Here is a 15,853-nt window from a genome sequence, read left to right as displayed (position 1 = left end):
TGTTGTTCTCCCTCCGGCATTCATGAAATGAGTTATTGGGCAGTGGGCATGCTGAACTCGGGGCCCTTGGCGATGCTGTCGGGCCAGCGCTGCATCACGCTCTTGTAGCGGCTGTAGAAACGCAGGCCTTCCTCGCCATAGGCATGGTGATCCCCGAACAGCGAACGCTTCCAGCCGCCAAAGGAGTGCCAGGCCATGGGCACCGGGATCGGCACATTGATGCCCACCATGCCGACCTTGATGCTGCGGGCGAACGCCCGGGCGATGCCGCCATCACGGGTGAAGCACGACACGCCGTTGCCAAACTCATGGGCATTGATCAGCGCCACCGCCGTGGCGAAATCCGGCACACGAACGATGCCCAGCACCGGGCCGAAAATCTCCTGTTGGTAGATGCTCATCTCGGCGGTGACCTGGTCGAACAGCGTCGCGCCGACAAAAAATCCCTGCTCGGCCCCCGGCACCTTGAAGCCCCGGCCGTCGACGATCAGTCGCGCACCCTCGGCCACGCCAGCATCGATGAAGCCTTCTACCTTGGCCTTGTGTTCGGCGGTGACCAACGGCCCCATGTCGGAGCCGGGTTGCTGGCCATTGCCGACTTTCAGTTGGTCGATACGTGGCAACAATCGGGCGATCAGCTCATCGCCCACGTCGCCCACCGCCACCGCGATGGAAATCGCCATGCAGCGCTCGCCGGCAGAACCGTAGGCCGCGCCGATCAGCGCGTCCGCCGCCTGGTCGAGGTCGGCATCGGGCATGACGATCATGTGGTTCTTCGCCCCACCCAGGGCCTGCACGCGCTTACCGTGCGCCGTACCCTGCTGGTGGATGTATTCGGCGATGGGCGTGGAGCCGACAAAGGAGATCGCCTCGATGTCCGGGTGCTGCAATAGCGCATCCACGGCCGCCTTGTCGCCCTGGACGACATTGAATACGCCGTCCGGCAGGCCGGCTTCGGTCAGCAAGCGGGCCATCAGCAGGCTGGCGGACGGGTCGCGTTCCGAAGGCTTGAGGATGAAGCAGTTGCCGGCAACCAGCGCCAGGGGAATCATCCACAACGGCACCATGACCGGGAAATTGAACGGCGTGACGCCAGCGCAAACGCCCAGCGGTTGGCGCAAATTCCAGTTATCGATACCGCCGCCAATGTTGTCGCTGAAATCGGTCTTGAGCAGGCTCGGCGCACCGCAGGCGTACTCGACGATTTCGATACCGCGGGTGACTTCGCCGTGGGCGTCGGACAGCACCTTGCCGTGTTCACGGCTGATGATCTGCGCCAACTCATCATGGTGGCGGTCGAGCAATTCCTTGAACTTGAACATCACCCGCGACCGTCGCAACGACGATTGCTCGGACCAGGCCGGGAACGCCGCCAGCGCCGAGGCCACCGCTGCCTCGACGGTACTCGGCTCGGCCAGGGCCACCCGGGCCTGCACCGCGCCGGTGGCCGGGTTGAAGACATTGCTGGAGCGAGCGGTGTCGCCATCCTGCACTTGGCCGTTGATGTAATGGCCTATTACCGGGGTGTCGCTCATTGTCCTGGTTCTCCGTTGGAATGTTCGAATTCAGAGGTCGAGCAGCCAGCTGTGCTGCGGGTCGTTATGGAACTGCCAGACCCGCTTCGGACCGGCCATGACATTCAGGTAATACGACTCGTACCCGTAGGGCACGCTGACCGGGTGGTAACCCTTGGGCACCACCACCAGGTCACTGTTTTCCACGGCCATGGCCTGGTCGATGCTGCGGTCGTCGGTGTAGACCCGCTGGAACACGAAGCCCTGGGACGGGTTGACCTGGTGGTAGTAGGTCTCTTCGAGAAAGCTCTGGTGCGGCAGGTCGTCGGTGTCGTGCTTGTGGGGCGGATAGCTGGACGAATGACCGGACGGCGTGCGCACTTCCACTACCAGCAGCGAGTGGGCCGGTTCGCTGTCGGGCAGGATGTCGCAGACATAACGAGTATTGGCGCCCTTGCCGCGAACGCTGCGTTTCATGCTTTGCGGGCGGATCAGCCGTGGTCCGTATTCATTGCTGGCCGCGCCCGGCGCGGCGCACACCGCTACTTGCACGTCGCTCAAGGCCGTCACCTGGGCCTGGCTGCCGGGTGGCAGGTATGCGGCGTAGGGGGATTTATCCTCGAACACCGAGTGGCGGTCACCGAGGTTGTCCCAGCTGAACGTTCCCTGCCCCGGCGCTTCGCCCTTGAGGTCGATACGCCCGCTGAGCAAGACCACACACAACTCCTTGTCACCGGCCATCACCGGAAGGGTTTCTCCGAGGCTCAGGCGGTAGGCCGCGAAGCCCACGTAATCCAACGCACCATGGGGCAGTTCGACCAGTTTCTGGCCGCCGGGATTGCTCTTGATCAACAGGCTCATGCCGGCATCCTCTCTTGCAGCAGGGCACGCAAGGTGTCGTAGCCCTTCTTGGCGTAGACATAACTCGGCGCCACGGCGGGGTCCTGCTCGGCTTCCACCACCAGCCACCCTTGGTAGTCGGCAGCCAGTAGGACGTCGAGCAACGCAGCGAAATCGATGTCGCCATCCCCCGGCACGGTGAAGGTGCCATTGATGATGCAGTCGGGGAAACTCCAGAGGTTGTTGCGCGCCAGCTGCACCACGGGTTTGCGCACGTCCTTGAAATGCACGTGACAGATGCGCTCGATGTGCTTGCGCAAGACTTGCAGCGGTTCGCCACCGCCCATGTAGCAATGCCCAGAGTCGAACAGCAGGCCCACTTCGCTGCCGGTCAGGGCCATCAGCTTGTCGATGTCCGAAGGCGATTCTACGTAGGCGCCCATGTGGTGGTGATAGGCCAGTCGCACGCCCTGGGACAGGGTGAAGCGCGCCAGTTCGGTGAGCTTGTCGGCGTAGGCTTGCCAGGCTTCGTCGGTGTGAAAGCGCGGGCGTTCGATCAAGGGGATGCGCTGGCCCTGGATGGAGTCAGCCACTTCGCCATAGACCAATACCGTCGCGCCGTTCTGCGCCAGCAGTTCGACATGGCTGGCGATGGCGTCGATTTCCTCGGCCGCCGAACGCCGCGCCAATCGACTGGAATACCAGCCGGAAACCAGCGCCAGGTCGTACGGGCGCAACACGTCGCCGACGCCCTTGGCGTCCTTGGGGAACTTGCCGTTGAGCTCAAACCCTTCGTAGCCGATTTCCTTGCCTTCGCTCAGCGCCGTGCTCAAGGGCGTCTCGCCGCCAAGGGACGGCAGGTCGTCGTTGCTCCAGGAAATCGGGTTGATGCCAATTCGAATAGCGGGCATGGCTGCACCTTTTATTGTTTTTCAAACTGAATAACGAAAACCGTTTGGAATACTTATCGTGGCGAGGGGATTTATCCCCGCTGGGCTGCGAAGCGGCCCCTTAAAGACTTAATGCAAGTTGCCTGACACACCGAGTTGCCGGGTTTGGGGCCGCTTCGCGACCCAGCGGGGATAAATCCCCTCGCCACAAAAGCCGCCACAACACCCATCAAGCCCGGGCACTGCGCCACGCCTCGATCAATTCCACAAACCGCCCCTGCACGTCCCGGATCAACGTTTCGTCATCGATCTCCCCGGCCATCCAGGCCCGGCTCGGCTCCTGGAAAATCGTCCGGCCCACGGCAAAGCCCCGGCAGGTGGTGCTCTGGCTGGCCTGGCGGAAGCCCTCGGCCAATGCGGCGGCCGGGGCGTTGAGGCCCAGCAGCACCACGCCACGGCAGTACGGGTCGCGCTGCTGGATCAACTCGTCGAGTTGCTTCCACTCTTGGGCAGTCTGCGCTTCGATCTTCCACCACGCCGGGAAAATACCCAGGTTGTAGAGGCGCTTGAGGGCGCGATAGAGCACGTCCGGATGGGCTGATGGATGATCCTTCGGCGGGATGACTTCCAGCAGCAACGCATGACCGCTGACCTGGGACGCCTTGTACAAGCCCATCAACTGGGCCTCTTGTTCCAGGCGCAGCAGCGGTTCGTCGTCGGGGTGAAATTGAACCAGGCATTTGATGATCTGTTCCTGCGGCCAGGCAATCAGGTTGCTGCCGATGGAGCGCCCGTGCTCGAACGCCAGCGGCCGCGAGCCCTGCACTTCCACCGGCCGCGCCACCCACCAGCCACGCCCGGTGGCCGCGTTGAGGGAGTCCTGGCCAAAGCGCTGATCGGCCAGCAAACCGACATCGGCGGCGATACCCTGGCGTTGCAGGTCGACCTCGACCCGCTGCACAGCCTGGATGAACAGTTGCTTGAGCTCGCTGATACTGTCGAGGCCACGCCCGCCGCGCTGAGCCAGTTCCACCAGTTGCCAGCGATGGTCGAAGGCGAAGATGAACAACTGCTTCCAGGCCCTGCGCGGCACGCTCACCTGATGCAGCCGTTGCAGCGCGGCATCCTGGTCCGGTCGGGTGATGGGCACCGGGCTGTTGAACAAATAGTCGAGTTCGGCCCGGGTCGGCATCGCCGGAGCGCAGGCATGGCGCGAAACCACCAGGCCACCGCAGGCATTGGCCAACTGGCAGCAGCGCTCATCGTCGGCGTCCTCCAGCCAACCGGCGAGGAACCCGGACATGAACGCATCACCGGCACCCAGCACATTCAAGACTTCGACCCTAACGCCCGGGTAAATGGCGCCGTCTTCCAATCGGTTCGGGATGTCACCGTGGATCACCGTACATCCTTGTGGGCCGAGCTTGACCACCAGGGTTGCCGCCGTCAGCGCGCGCACCGTACGCAGCGCGGCCAGCAGGTCCTCGCTGCCGCCAGCGATGAGGAATTCTTCCTCGGTGCCGACGATCAGGTCGAAACGCGCCAGGATGCCTTGCACGTGCTGGCTGACCTTGCGGTCGGCAACGAAACGGGTTTCACCGTCGGCCTTGCTCGCCAGGCCCCAGAGGACCGGGCGGTAATCGATGTCGAGAACGCATTTGACGTTGTGTTTTCGGGCATGGTCCAGCGCCTGGATGCTCGCGTTGTAGACGCCTTCGGTAGAGAAATGAGTGCCGGTGATCAGCAGCGCCTTGCTGGAAGCGATAAAGGTTTCGTCGATGTCTTCGGCCCGCAGCGCCATGTCCGCGCAGTTTTCCCGGTAGAACACCAGGGGAAAGGTCTCGCGATCCTTGATACCCAGCAAGACCATGGCGGTCAGGCGCTCGGCATCGACCTTGATGCCGCTGACGTCACAGCCTTCCCGGGCGAGGGACTGCACCAGGAAACGCCCCATGTGATCGTCGCCTACACGGCTCAACATCGCCGATTTCAGCCCCAGGCGGGCCGTACCGAAGGCGATGTTGGCCGACGATCCACCCAGGTACTTGGCAAAACTGCTGACATCTTCCAGCCGCGCGCCGACCTGCTGCGCATAGAGATCGACGCCCAGGCGTCCCAGGCAGATGACATCCAATTTACGCCCACTGGCAAAACGAGTCTGGCCCATGCTGGCTCCTGTTATTTTTATCAGCCTGCGCTTGACGTCGGAACCGACGCCAACGCTTTGGTGGATGCAGACTAAAACGAGCAAGCGCCAAGAATCAATATTTTTTCCATATATTTTTATCGTGGAATATTTTTTCCAATATGCTATTGCTCAACCGGGCCAGACGCGGTGCATCGTTTCAGCAGGCGCTACAACTTCGTTCACCCATGATTTTCCTCCCGCCTACGCTGTAGACTGCGACCAGCCAACCTATTGTCGAGGATCGGCCCGTTTTTCAAGGGGCGTCCTATAAGAACAAGCCAGAAGGATTTCCTATGACCCGCCCCGATCTGCAGGCGCCGTCCGAGAGCGCGTCCGAAGCCGCCCTCCCCAGCCCACCGATCAACGCCGAGCGGCTGTTGCAACTGATCACCGAGGAATACGAAGGCCTGCCGCGCCAGCTCAAGCGCATCGCCAGCTATATGAGCCAGCAAAGCGACCGGATCATGGTTGATCGCATCAGCGACATCGCCCGGGAATGTGAAGTGCATCCCTCGGCCATCGTGCGCTTCTCCCAGCGCTTCGGCTTCAGCGGGTTCAGCGAAATGCAGGCTTTGTTCCGCGAGGCGTACACCCACAAAACCACGCCGGTACAGAACTACCAGCAACGCATTCGCAGCATGATCGCCAACAAATCCCAGAAGGCCAGTGCCGGCGACCTGGCCCGGGAATGCGTCAACGCGACCCTGTCGGGTATCGAACGCCTGGGGCTGGAGCTCGAAGACGAGGCGTTCGAAAAAGCCGTGGACCTGGTGGTGAATGCCGACAACATCTATGTGGTCGGTGTGCGGCGTTCATTCGCGGTGGCCGATTACCTGGTCTACAACCTGCAGCACACCAACAAGCGCATTCACCTGGTCTCCGGCCTGGGCGGCAGTTATCGCGAGCAGATGCGCAGCGTGCGGGCCAACGACCTGGTGATTGCCATCAGCTTTACGCCTTACGGCAAGGAAACCCAGCACTGCCTACGCATTGCCCAGCATCACCAGGCGAAGACACTGATCATCACCGACAGCAACTTATCGCCGCTGGCCAAGCGGGCCAACGCGGTGTTGCTGGTCAACGAAGGCAGCTCGTTCGCGTTCCGCTCGTTGAGCGCCACGTTGTGCCTGTGCCAAGCGCTGTTCATCGCCGTGGCCTACCGACTCGAACTCAAAGTCGATGAAATCCATGAACAGGTCGGCTTCGAGGATTGATACCCGACCTGCCAAACCGCTGAAGGAGAAGCCATGAAACTGATCGGCATGTTGGACTCGCCCTACGTGCGACGCGTCGCCATTTCCGCCAAATGCCTAGGGATTGCCCTGGAACACGAATCGGTGTCGGTGTTCCGGCAATTCGAGCATTTCCAGAGCATCAACCCGGTGGTCAAGGCCCCCACGCTGGTGATGGATGATGCCTCGGTGTTGATGGATTCCACCTTGATCATCGATTACCTGGAGGCACTGGCCGGCCCGGCGAACAGCCTGATGCCGTCCGATCCAGCCCAACGATTGCGCTCCTTGCAATTGGTCGGGCTGGCGCTGGCGGCGTGCGAAAAGTCGGTGCAGATCTATTACGAACGCACCCTGCGACCGGCGGATATCCAACATGCTCCGTGGCTGTCACGAATTTCGGGCCAGTTGCTGGCCGCCTACGGTGAGCTGGAGCAAGCCCTGGCAAAACAACCGCTGCCCACCGATGGTTCCATCGATCAGGCCGGCATCACCGTCGCCGTGGCGTGGACCTTCACCAACCTGTTGGTGGCGGATCAAGTACAAGGCAAGTCCTTCCCGCAGATCAGCGCATTCACCGCCTATGCCGAAGGGTTGGAAGCGTTTGTCAGCACGCCGGTGGAATGACGGCTGGATACATGCCTTTGTGGGAGCGAGCAAGCTCGCTCCCACAGGGTTCAGGCCGGTTCCATTTTTCTAGGCTCTGGAGTCGGCGCTACCTCGAAGCGGTCGGCCAGAAATGGCGTGATGTCCAGTGGCAGCGGCTCCTGGTTCACCAGTTTGTCCAGCAGCACGCCGGTGATGGCCGAGGTCAGGATACCGGTGCGAAAGTGCCCGCAGGCGTTGAGGTAGCCCTCGACACCGCGCATCGGCCCCAGGATCGGTAGCTCATCGGGTGAGCCTGGACGCAGGCCGGCCCAGGTGCGCTTCAGGTTGATGTCGGCCAGTTGCGGGATACAGCGCACGGCACCCTGTACCAGCCCTTCGATCTCCGGGTAGGTGGTGGTCACGTCGAACCCTTTGTCCTCCGTGGTGCTGCCGATGAGGATTTCGCCGTTGTCTTTCTGCGCCACGTAGCAGTCGCTGGTGGTCAGGCAGCCATTGAGGATTTTGGGCATGCGCTCGGTCAAGAGGATCTGGCCCTTGACTGGCTTGACCGGGATCCGCACGCCCGTTGCCTGCTCGCTCAGGTCCGCCGCCCAGGCGCCGGCGGCGTTGATCAAGGTCTGGCAAGTGAATGTCCCGGCCTCGGCGGTCTTCACGCCGGTGACCCGCGTCCCGCTTCGCAACACGTCAGTCACGTTGGTGTTGAAGAACAGGTCGACACCGTTCTGCCGCGCGCCCTCGGTGTAGGCGTCTGCCAGGCGGAATGGGCTGACCTGATGGTCGCACAGGAACTCCAGGGCACCCCGGGCCTCGTGGCTGACGTTCGGCTCGGCCTCGCGCAATGCCGCCTGGTCGAGCCAGCGCACCTGATCGGCCAGATGAGGAATGCAGGCGACGATATGCTCGGCATACAACCGATCTTCATCGTCGTAGATCACGAACTTGAGCCCGGTCCGTTCGAACTTGAAATCCATGCCATGACGATCGAACAGTTCCCGGTGCAATTGTGGGTACATCGCGTTGGACTGCAAGGCGAATTCGAAAAACGAGTCGGGCAGGATGTGCGGCGTGCTGGCATCCACCGCCACGGCGGCGCCCTGGGCCTGGCGCTTGCGATTGGCTGACATCATCCTGAAGAAAATCACCCCGCAACCCAGGCCCACCGATTCGCCAATGGCCCAGAGGCCACCCGCCGAGGCGCGGGTGGCGTTGCCTGGACGCTTGGCGTCGATCAGGGCGATCTTCAGATGGTTGCGCTTGGACAGCTGGTAAGCGCAGGAGGCGCCGATCACGCCGCCACCGGCAATCACAACATCGTAATGCCTAATCATGGGAAACGGCCTCCGTGCCGAGGTACTGGAACGCTGAAAAAGGAACAGGATCTATGGGGAAACGTGGCCGTAGCCACCCTACATCAGCGCGCCCGGTGGCCTCGCGCAACCGGTCGCTGCAATAACCGACGCACATGCGCCCCTGGCAGTCGCCCATGCTCACGCGGGTGCGCATCTTCAGGCTGGCCATGTCTTGCACGCCCTGCGCCAGGGCCCGGTCGATGTCGGCGCGGGTGGCATGTTCGCAGCGGCAGATCACCGTGTCGGCGGCAGGCAGCGCCGTTTGGCCCGCCCCACGCTGGGTGTAGCGATCGACCGCGGCGCGAAAACGAATGATGCGGTCCAGTTGTGCCTGGTACCGCTCGCGACGCCCGAGGGCTGCCGCCTCATCCAGGACGTTGCGTTGCACCAGCACCGACAGCGCCGCGATGCGCCCGCTCAGCATGGCTGCCTCTCCCCCGCGAATCCCGCCCATGTCGCCCGCCAGATGGACATGCGCCTCGCTGCCCCGTTGCCAGGCATCGGACTCGGCACGCAGATAGCCGTCGTCGCTGAAACCATGTTCCAGGCCCATCTGCTGGCTCAGCTGGGTGCGCGGAATAAACCCGTAGCCGACGGCCAACGTCTGGGCCGGCACCTGTTCGGCGCGCGCAAGGTCCGGTTCCCAATTTACGGAGTACGGCGCTACGGTCACGGCGCTCAACTCGCCCTCGCCTTCGGCACGCACCACGCCCCAGCCATAGCGCACGGGAATGCGATGGCGCTTGAGGTACGCGAGCATGCCCAGGCCGTCGAGGAACAGTTGCGGCTTGTTCAGCAGCGCTAGGCTTTCCTTGGCGATCCTGCCGAACGCACACGCCTCATAGACGCCCGCCACGGTGACGCCCGAGGCGTGAAGCTGACAGGCCACCAATGGCAATAACGGGCCCGTCCCGGCGATCACCACCGGGCTCGGCGGCTTGACCACGCCGCTCTTGATCTGCAGCTGCAAGCCGCCAAGCATCATCACGCCCGGGAGGGTCCAGCCAGGGAACGGTACGCTGCGTTCATGGCACCCCGCTGCCAGGATCAACTGCGAATAGGCAACCGACCGCAAGCGCTCGTGCGCATCGAGCAGCGTCAGCGCCCGGAATCCCTCCGCCCCGATGACACGGCTGCCCAATTGCACGTCGATCAGGTCGGCGTGGCGCTGGAAGTCCCCATGGAGCTTCTCCAACGCTTCGCTGTAGCGGGCCCCCAGGTAATCCAGGCATACGCCATCGCGCAAGGGGCCGCGATACACCACGCCACCGAGGCGCGGCGCCTCTTCGAGCAAGGTGCAGCGCACCCCGTGGGAGGCCAGCTCGGTAGCCGCCGCCATGCCCGCCGGCCCGCCGCCGACGATGACTGGATCGAGGTTCATGGCGCCTCCGTTTCAGCAATGCGGTTGGCCCGGGTCTCGATCTGCATGCCGGGGCGCACGAGTGTCTGGCAGGCGCGGCGCTTATGGCGACCATCGATCTTGACCAGGCAGCAGTGGCAAACCCCCATGCCGCAATAGGCGCCACTGATCTGGTCGTGGTCGTTGCGGGCCACCTGCCGGCGACCCAGGGCCTGGATCACGGTAAGCACGGTTTCGCCCTGGGCGGCATTGACAGCCTGTCCGTCCAGGAGCACGGTCATGTCAGCCTCGAGCGGCTGGATATCGTATTGTCGGTGTATGAGGTCTTGAGGTTGCATCATGCAGCTCTTCCTTGAAGGTTCAGTCGGTCTTGGCTCCTTGCGGCACGCCACCACCCGCCTTGCGGCGATGCCCATCGGCGACTGCGCGCCAAAACAGGGCAACAGGCGCAGCATGCTGGTGCGCGGCGCAATGATGTTAGGGATTATTTGTGACGAAGTGTTGATCCAGGCCAATCAATGCGCACGTCCGCGCCCATGAACTTTTTTTCAGAAAGCCGACAGGTATTCTTTGGCAGAATGCTGCGCAGTCGCTCCAATTACTCACCCGGTACTGACCATGAACCGCATCCTGACCATCGAAGACGACGCCGTGACCGCTCGGGAAATTGTCGCCGAACTGACCCGCAACGGCCTGGACGTCGACTGGGTCGACAATGGCCGCGAAGGCTTGGAGCGCGCGGTCAGCGGTGACTACGACCTGATCACCCTCGACCGCATGCTCCCCGAACTGGACGGCCTGGTGATTGTCACCACGCTACGGACCATGGGCGTGGCCACGCCGATTCTGATGATCAGCGCCCTGTCCGATGTCGACGAACGCGTCCGCGGCCTGCGCGCCGGTGGCGACGATTACCTGACCAAGCCGTTCGCCACCGATGAAATGGCCGCCCGGGTCGAGGTGTTGCTGCGCCGCAACAACGGTGCCCGTGAACCCGAGACCGCGCTGCGGGTGGCGGACCTGGAGCTGAACCTGATCAGCCGCGAAGCCAGCCGCAACGGGCAACTGCTCAGCCTCTTGCCCACCGAATACAAACTGCTGGAATTCCTGATGCGCAACAGCGGCCAGATCCTGTCGCGCATGATGATTTTCGAAGAGGTCTGGGGGTATCACTTCGACCCCGGCACCAACCTGATCGACGTCCACATCGGTCGCCTGCGCAAAAAAATCGACCCGCCGGGCCTGGAGCCGCTGATTCGCACAGTACGAGGGTCCGGCTATGTCATTGCTGAACCCCGCTAAGGGCTGGCGATCCTCCAGCAGCCGCCTGCTGGCGCTCTACAGCGCGCTGTTCGTGATCTGGAGCGCCATCCTGATGGGGGTGATGTATTACGAAGTGTTTGGCTACCTCGACAGCCTCGCCAAACATTCCCTGATGCAACGCCAGCACCTGTTCGCGCGCATCCACGGCGACCAGCTGGAGGACGCGCTGATGGCCAGCCTGACGTTGGACGAACGCGGCGTCGACGCCTACGGCCTGTTCGATCCGCAGTTGCGCCATCTGAGCGGACCAATCCAACGCATCCCCGCCGATCTGCCGCTCGATGGCAAGATCCATATGCTCGGCGGTTGCGTCGATTCCGACGACCCGGGCGTGCCGTCCGACAGTTGCGACGCGATAGCGACCCGGACCCAGGATGGTCGCTGGCTGGTGCTGGCGCGGGACAATGGCTCGTTGTTCGCCGTGACACGCATCATTTCACACGCGCTGTTCTGGGGCGTATCGCTGACGATCCTGCCGGGCATCTTCGGCTGGCACCTGCTGCGGCGCCGGCCGTTGCGGCGGATTCGCAAGCTGCAAGCCAGCGCCGAAGCCATCGTCGCCGGTGACCTGACCCATCGCCTGCCGCTGTCGAGCCGCCGCGATGAACTGGACATGCTGGCGGCCATCGTCAATGCCATGCTCGACCGCATCGAACGGCTGATGAACGAGGTCAAGGGCGTCTGCGACAACATCGCCCATGACTTGCGCACGCCACTGACCCGCCTGCGGGCCCAGCTCTATCGCATCCAGCAGGAAGCGGCGGACGGCTCGCCCGAAGCCTTGCAGATGGATCAGGTGATCGCCGAGACGGATACGCTGATGGCGCGGTTTCGCGGGCTGTTGCGGATATCGGAGTTGGAGGACCAGCAGCGTCGCTCCGGCTTCATGCGCCTCGATCCCTTGCAGTTATTGCAAGAACTGCACGATTTCTACCTGCCCCTCGCCGAAGAGCGCGAGCTGGTTTTCAAGCTGGAGGTGCCCGCCAGCCTGCCCCTGCTCAACGGCGACCGGGCGTTGCTGTTCGAGGCCGTGTCGAACCTGCTGAGCAATTCCATCAAATTCACCCCACCGGGCGGTGAGGTGATCCTGCGCGGCGTCGACCAGGGCGACAGCACCCGCATCGAAGTGCTCGACTCCGGCCCTGGCATCCCGGAGGCAGAGCGCAAGGCGGTGTTTCGCCGTTTCTACCGCTCCGAGGGCAGCAGCCAGCACGGCGGATTCGGCCTTGGCCTGTCCATTGTCGCGGCGATTGTCAATTTGCACGGATTTACCCTGGAAGTGGATCGCAGCGAGTCGGGCGGCGCCCGGCTGGTGCTCGATTGCCGGGCGACATTGCTCTGATTCGTTGGCCCGTGGCGAGGGAGCGCGTCTTAGCGGACCAGGAAATCAGGCAGGATCACTGCGGTGCAACGGCGTGTTCTGCAGTTCGTAGCGCAGCTCGTCAATCAGCTTCTCCAGGCCCTCTTCAGAGCGGATGCTCTCGACGCTCATGCCGCTCACCACCAGGTCGACCTCGCCGCTTTCCTGGTGATACAGACGAATAGTCAGCGTGCCATCGCCATTGAGGTTGCATGCGCAGGACAGCGGAGCAAAACTTTTTTCGAGGCGGGCGCGAAGCGGAGCAAGATGGGTCATCGTTCGCACCTCAGCTTCGAAGTCGCAAATGACCGTTGGACACACCCGGCCTCCTGGCTCCCGCAGACTTCCTGTCGATCTCGCACTTGAAGGGCTTGTTGCGCATTGTGGCGTATTCCTTGACTGTTTCGTGGGGGACGCGACATCAACAGCTATGCCGCACCCTCTCAGCCTAAGGAAGGAGGCGCCCGCGAAGAACCCGAATTTGCACTAGCACGGCAGGTGCATATGCACTGGCTACTATGGTGCCTTCATCCGCCATTCATTTGCGTACAACCCCCGCTCCCGCGCCCAGACAATCGCTTCGCTGCGGCTATGCACGTCCAGTTTGGAATATAGCGTAGCCACGTGATTGCGCACGGTGTTTGGCGCGAGCTTGAGCCGCGCGGCGATTTCCTTGTCAGCCAGGCCCTCGCAGATCAGGCCAAGCACGTCGCGTTCCCGGGCCGTCAGCTCGGTGAACGATGTCGTGGGGCTTTGCGCGTTGATGCTTTTCACATTGGCGAGTTTTTCGATCAAGGTCCGACTGAACCACGAGGCGTCCTTCATCACTTCCTCGATGGCCGCCACCAGTTCAAGCTCCGAGCGCTTGCGTTCGGTGATGTTCATGAGCACCAGCAAATAGCAGGGTTTGTCCTGGATGACCACAGTGTCGGCCGCCACTTCGCAGTCGATCTGTTCGCCTCCTTTTCTGTGAACCTTGATGTCGACGCCGGACACAGTGGCGGTCTTTTCCAACCGCGCAAAAAGCGTCGCGCCTGCGTCCTTTTCGAGAAAACCGATTTCCTCGACGGTCTTGCCCAACAACTCTTCGCTGGCGTAACCGGTCGCCTGGAGGAAGGCCTCGTTGATTTCCAGCAATTGCTGCTCAGCGCTACAGATCAGCGTTGGCACCGGCGACAGGCGGAATGACTTGGCAAAGCGCTCCTCGCTTTGGCGCAGCGCCGTCTCGGCCTTGCGCCGGGGCTCCATGTCCATGAAGGAGAACAGCATGCAGTCTTCATCGTGCAGGTCCAGGGGCTGGCCGGCGACGATCACTTGCTTGCTGCTACCGTCCGGCAAACGCATTTCGGCCTGCATCTGCGGAATGGTCGCACCCTGGCCCAGGCGCTCGATGGCCAGGTCACGCTTCTCGGCCGCTTCGAGCACATCCAACTCATACACCGAACGGCCGATCACCTGCTCGCGGCTGTAGCCGGTCATCTCCAGGAAGCCCGCGTTGACCTTGATATAGCGCAGGTCGCTGAGGCGGCAGATCACCGCAGGCGCCGGATTAGCGCCAAAGGTTCTCTCGAACCGTTGCTCAGCGCTGGCCCATTCAGTGGCATCGCTGAGAATCAGCACCAGATATTCCGGCTCGCCGGCACGGTCACTCAGGACCATGCTGCGGATGCGGTGAACCCAGGTCCGATCCGGGTCGGCGTCTGGCGTGACTTCCACCAGCACATCGCTGAATTCATCGCCACGAGCGACGCGGGCGATGGGGTAATTGTCTTCGGGCAACGAATGGTTATTGCGATAGCGCAGGTGGAAACGCTTGGCGTATTGCTTGGCATTGGCGCCCAACTCGCCGAGCTCCGTGACGCCGTGCATGGTCAGGGCGGCTTCATTGGCCCAGGCAATGGTCTGGTCGACCTCGACCAGTATCACGCCGTCAGACAATCCGGCGATGATTTGCAGCAATTGGCGGCGATTGGTATCGGTGTTCGGGACGTCCTGATTCATTGGGTCTCCATGGGTCGTGACGTTCAGGCATGGATGCGTTGAAGGTTACGACCACATGGGCTTGCGATAGTGCGCCAGGCCCTCAAAGCCCCGCGGCGATAGCCTTGCCGACGTCCTGGGTCGAGGCTTGTCCGCCCAGGTCCGGGGTTATCGGCCCGTGTGCGATCACCTGCTCGATGGCCCGCAGGATCCCGTCATGGGCCGCGCGATAACGCTCATCGCCGTTGCCAAGGAAATCCAGCATCAACGCTGCCGACCAGATCATCGCGATCGGGTTGGCAATGTTTTGCCCATAGATATCCGGCGCCGAGCCGTGCACCGGTTCGAACAGCGAGGGAAAGCGCCGCTGCGGATCCAGGTTCGCCGACGGCGCGATGCCGATAGTGCCGGCGCAGGCGGGGCCGAGGTCGGAAAGGATGTCGCCGAACAGGTTCGAGGCGACCACGACATCGAAGCGGTCTGGTTGCAGGACGAAACGGGCGCACAGGATGTCGATGTGCTGTTTGTCCCATGTCACCTCGGGGTATTGCTCGGCCATCAAGGCCGTGCGTTCGTCCCAGTACGGCATGCTGATGGAAATCCCGTTGGACTTGGTCGCGGCCGTCAGGCGCTTGCGCGGTCGGGATTGGGCCAGGTCGAAGGCGAACTTGAGAATCCGGTCGACGCCTCGGCGAGTGAACACCGATTCCTGCAGGACGAATTCATGCTCGGTGCCTTCGAACATCTTGCCGCCGACCGAGGAATATTCACCCTCGGTGTTTTCGCGGATTACCACGAAATCGATATCCCCCGCCTCCCGTCCGGCCAGCGGACAGGGCACGCCCGGAAACAGCCGCACCGGGCGGATGTTCACATACTGGTCGAAATCGCGGCGGAACTTGAGCAACGAGCCCCACAGGGAGATGTGGTCCGGGACCTTGTCCGGCCATCCCACGGCGCCGAAGTAGATCGCGTCGAAGCCCTTGAGTTGCTCGAACCAGTCGACGGGCATCATCTGCCCGTGCTCCAGGTAATAATCGCAGTGAGCCCAATCGAACACTTGGATGTCCAGGTCCAACTGCCATTGCCTGGCGGCCTGCTCCAATACTCGCAGGCCTTCGGGCAATACTTCCTTGCCAATGCCATCGCCGGCAATCGCGGCGATTCTAAAGGGTTTACTCATCAGTCCTGACTCCCGGTTGTCTGTT

The 15,853-nt window shown here is 62.4% G+C and carries 15 protein-coding genes; 5 read left to right on the top strand and 10 right to left on the bottom strand.

Annotation, left to right across the window (positions count from 1 at the left end; all coding sequences use genetic code 11):
* Positions 1–32: 32 nt before the first annotated feature.
* The 4 genes from DOCECA_RS07440 to DOCECA_RS07425 all read right to left on the bottom strand — a co-directional run bounded on the left by DOCECA_RS07440 (position 33) and on the right by DOCECA_RS07425 (position 5,411).
* Positions 33–1,535, bottom strand: coding sequence for a CoA-acylating methylmalonate-semialdehyde dehydrogenase (locus tag DOCECA_RS07440; protein WP_445571680.1), 1,503 nt, complete (start codon positions 1,533–1,535; stop codon positions 33–35).
* 30 nt (positions 1,536–1,565) lie between these two features.
* Positions 1,566–2,375 carry a 5-deoxy-glucuronate isomerase gene (gene iolB, locus DOCECA_RS07435; protein WP_434563675.1) on the bottom strand — a complete coding sequence of 270 codons (810 nt, stop codon included), beginning with the start codon at positions 2,373–2,375 and terminating at the stop codon, positions 1,566–1,568.
* Positions 2,372–3,265 (bottom strand): myo-inosose-2 dehydratase, encoded by an 894-nt coding sequence (gene iolE / locus DOCECA_RS07430; RefSeq protein ID WP_434563673.1) that lies wholly within the window; start codon positions 3,263–3,265, stop codon positions 2,372–2,374. Before iolE ends, iolB begins: the two co-directional genes overlap by 4 nt.
* Before the next feature lie 208 nt (positions 3,266–3,473).
* Positions 3,474–5,411, bottom strand: a complete 1,938-nt coding sequence (locus DOCECA_RS07425) for a bifunctional 5-dehydro-2-deoxygluconokinase/5-dehydro-2-deoxyphosphogluconate aldolase (protein WP_445571679.1) — start codon at positions 5,409–5,411, stop codon at positions 3,474–3,476.
* 314 nt (positions 5,412–5,725) lie between these two features.
* On the opposite strand from DOCECA_RS07425, the gene DOCECA_RS07420 reads away from it, so the two are divergent.
* Together DOCECA_RS07420 and DOCECA_RS07415 are read left to right on the top strand one after the other, a co-directional pair.
* Positions 5,726–6,646, top strand: coding sequence for a MurR/RpiR family transcriptional regulator (locus DOCECA_RS07420; RefSeq protein WP_434650799.1), 921 nt, complete (start codon positions 5,726–5,728; stop codon positions 6,644–6,646).
* A 33-nt stretch (positions 6,647–6,679) separates the two neighbouring features.
* The gene (locus DOCECA_RS07415) at positions 6,680–7,291 is read left to right on the top strand and encodes a glutathione S-transferase (protein ID WP_420766612.1); all 612 of its coding nucleotides are present in this window, start codon (positions 6,680–6,682) and stop codon (positions 7,289–7,291) included.
* A 50-nt stretch (positions 7,292–7,341) separates the two neighbouring features.
* On the opposite strand, the gene hcnC is transcribed toward DOCECA_RS07415, so the two are convergent.
* Genes hcnC through hcnA form a run of 3 tightly spaced genes read right to left on the bottom strand, consistent with a single transcriptional unit; the run spans position 7,342 to position 10,320 of the window.
* Positions 7,342–8,601 (bottom strand): cyanide-forming glycine dehydrogenase subunit HcnC, encoded by a 1,260-nt coding sequence (hcnC, locus tag DOCECA_RS07410; RefSeq protein WP_434611035.1) that lies wholly within the window; start codon positions 8,599–8,601, stop codon positions 7,342–7,344.
* Entirely contained in the window at positions 8,594–10,003 is a 1,410-nt protein-coding gene (gene hcnB / locus DOCECA_RS07405) for a cyanide-forming glycine dehydrogenase subunit HcnB (RefSeq protein ID WP_420766614.1), read from the bottom strand. The genes hcnC and hcnB overlap by 8 nt, the downstream gene beginning before the upstream one ends.
* Positions 10,000–10,320, bottom strand: a complete 321-nt coding sequence (gene hcnA, locus DOCECA_RS07400) for a cyanide-forming glycine dehydrogenase subunit HcnA (protein ID WP_420766636.1) — start codon at positions 10,318–10,320, stop codon at positions 10,000–10,002. The genes hcnB and hcnA overlap by 4 nt, the downstream gene beginning before the upstream one ends.
* Before the next feature lies 1 nt (position 10,321).
* On the opposite strand from hcnA, the gene DOCECA_RS07395 reads away from it, so the two are divergent.
* The 3 genes from DOCECA_RS07395 (at position 10,322) to DOCECA_RS07385 (ending at position 12,647) form a co-directional block, all read left to right on the top strand.
* Entirely contained in the window at positions 10,322–10,522 is a 201-nt protein-coding gene (locus tag DOCECA_RS07395) for a hypothetical protein (RefSeq protein ID WP_420766615.1), read from the top strand.
* 78 nt (positions 10,523–10,600) lie between these two features.
* Complete coding sequence (locus tag DOCECA_RS07390; RefSeq protein WP_047230191.1) at positions 10,601–11,284, top strand: response regulator transcription factor; 684 nt, start codon at positions 10,601–10,603, stop codon at positions 11,282–11,284.
* Positions 11,262–12,647: a sensor histidine kinase gene (locus DOCECA_RS07385; RefSeq protein WP_445571678.1), complete on the top strand. Its 1,386-nt coding sequence runs from the start codon at positions 11,262–11,264 to the stop codon at positions 12,645–12,647. The genes DOCECA_RS07390 and DOCECA_RS07385 overlap by 23 nt, the downstream gene beginning before the upstream one ends.
* Positions 12,648–12,692: 45 nt before the next feature.
* On the opposite strand, the gene DOCECA_RS07380 is transcribed toward DOCECA_RS07385, so the two are convergent.
* From DOCECA_RS07380 to DOCECA_RS07370, 3 genes are all read right to left on the bottom strand, one after another.
* Positions 12,693–12,941: a DUF1652 domain-containing protein gene (locus DOCECA_RS07380; RefSeq protein ID WP_420766617.1), complete on the bottom strand. Its 249-nt coding sequence runs from the start codon at positions 12,939–12,941 to the stop codon at positions 12,693–12,695.
* Between the two features lie 240 nt (positions 12,942–13,181).
* Positions 13,182–14,666 (bottom strand): PAS domain S-box protein, encoded by a 1,485-nt coding sequence (locus DOCECA_RS07375; RefSeq protein ID WP_434628470.1) that lies wholly within the window; start codon positions 14,664–14,666, stop codon positions 13,182–13,184.
* An 82-nt stretch (positions 14,667–14,748) separates the two neighbouring features.
* Positions 14,749–15,828, bottom strand: coding sequence for a tartrate dehydrogenase (locus DOCECA_RS07370; RefSeq protein WP_420766619.1), 1,080 nt, complete (start codon positions 15,826–15,828; stop codon positions 14,749–14,751).
* Between the last annotated feature and the right edge of the window lie 25 nt (positions 15,829–15,853).

The sequence above is a fragment of the Pseudomonas sp. E102 genome (genome assembly GCF_052660185.1).
This window is presented reverse-complemented; position numbering and strand designations above follow the sequence as displayed.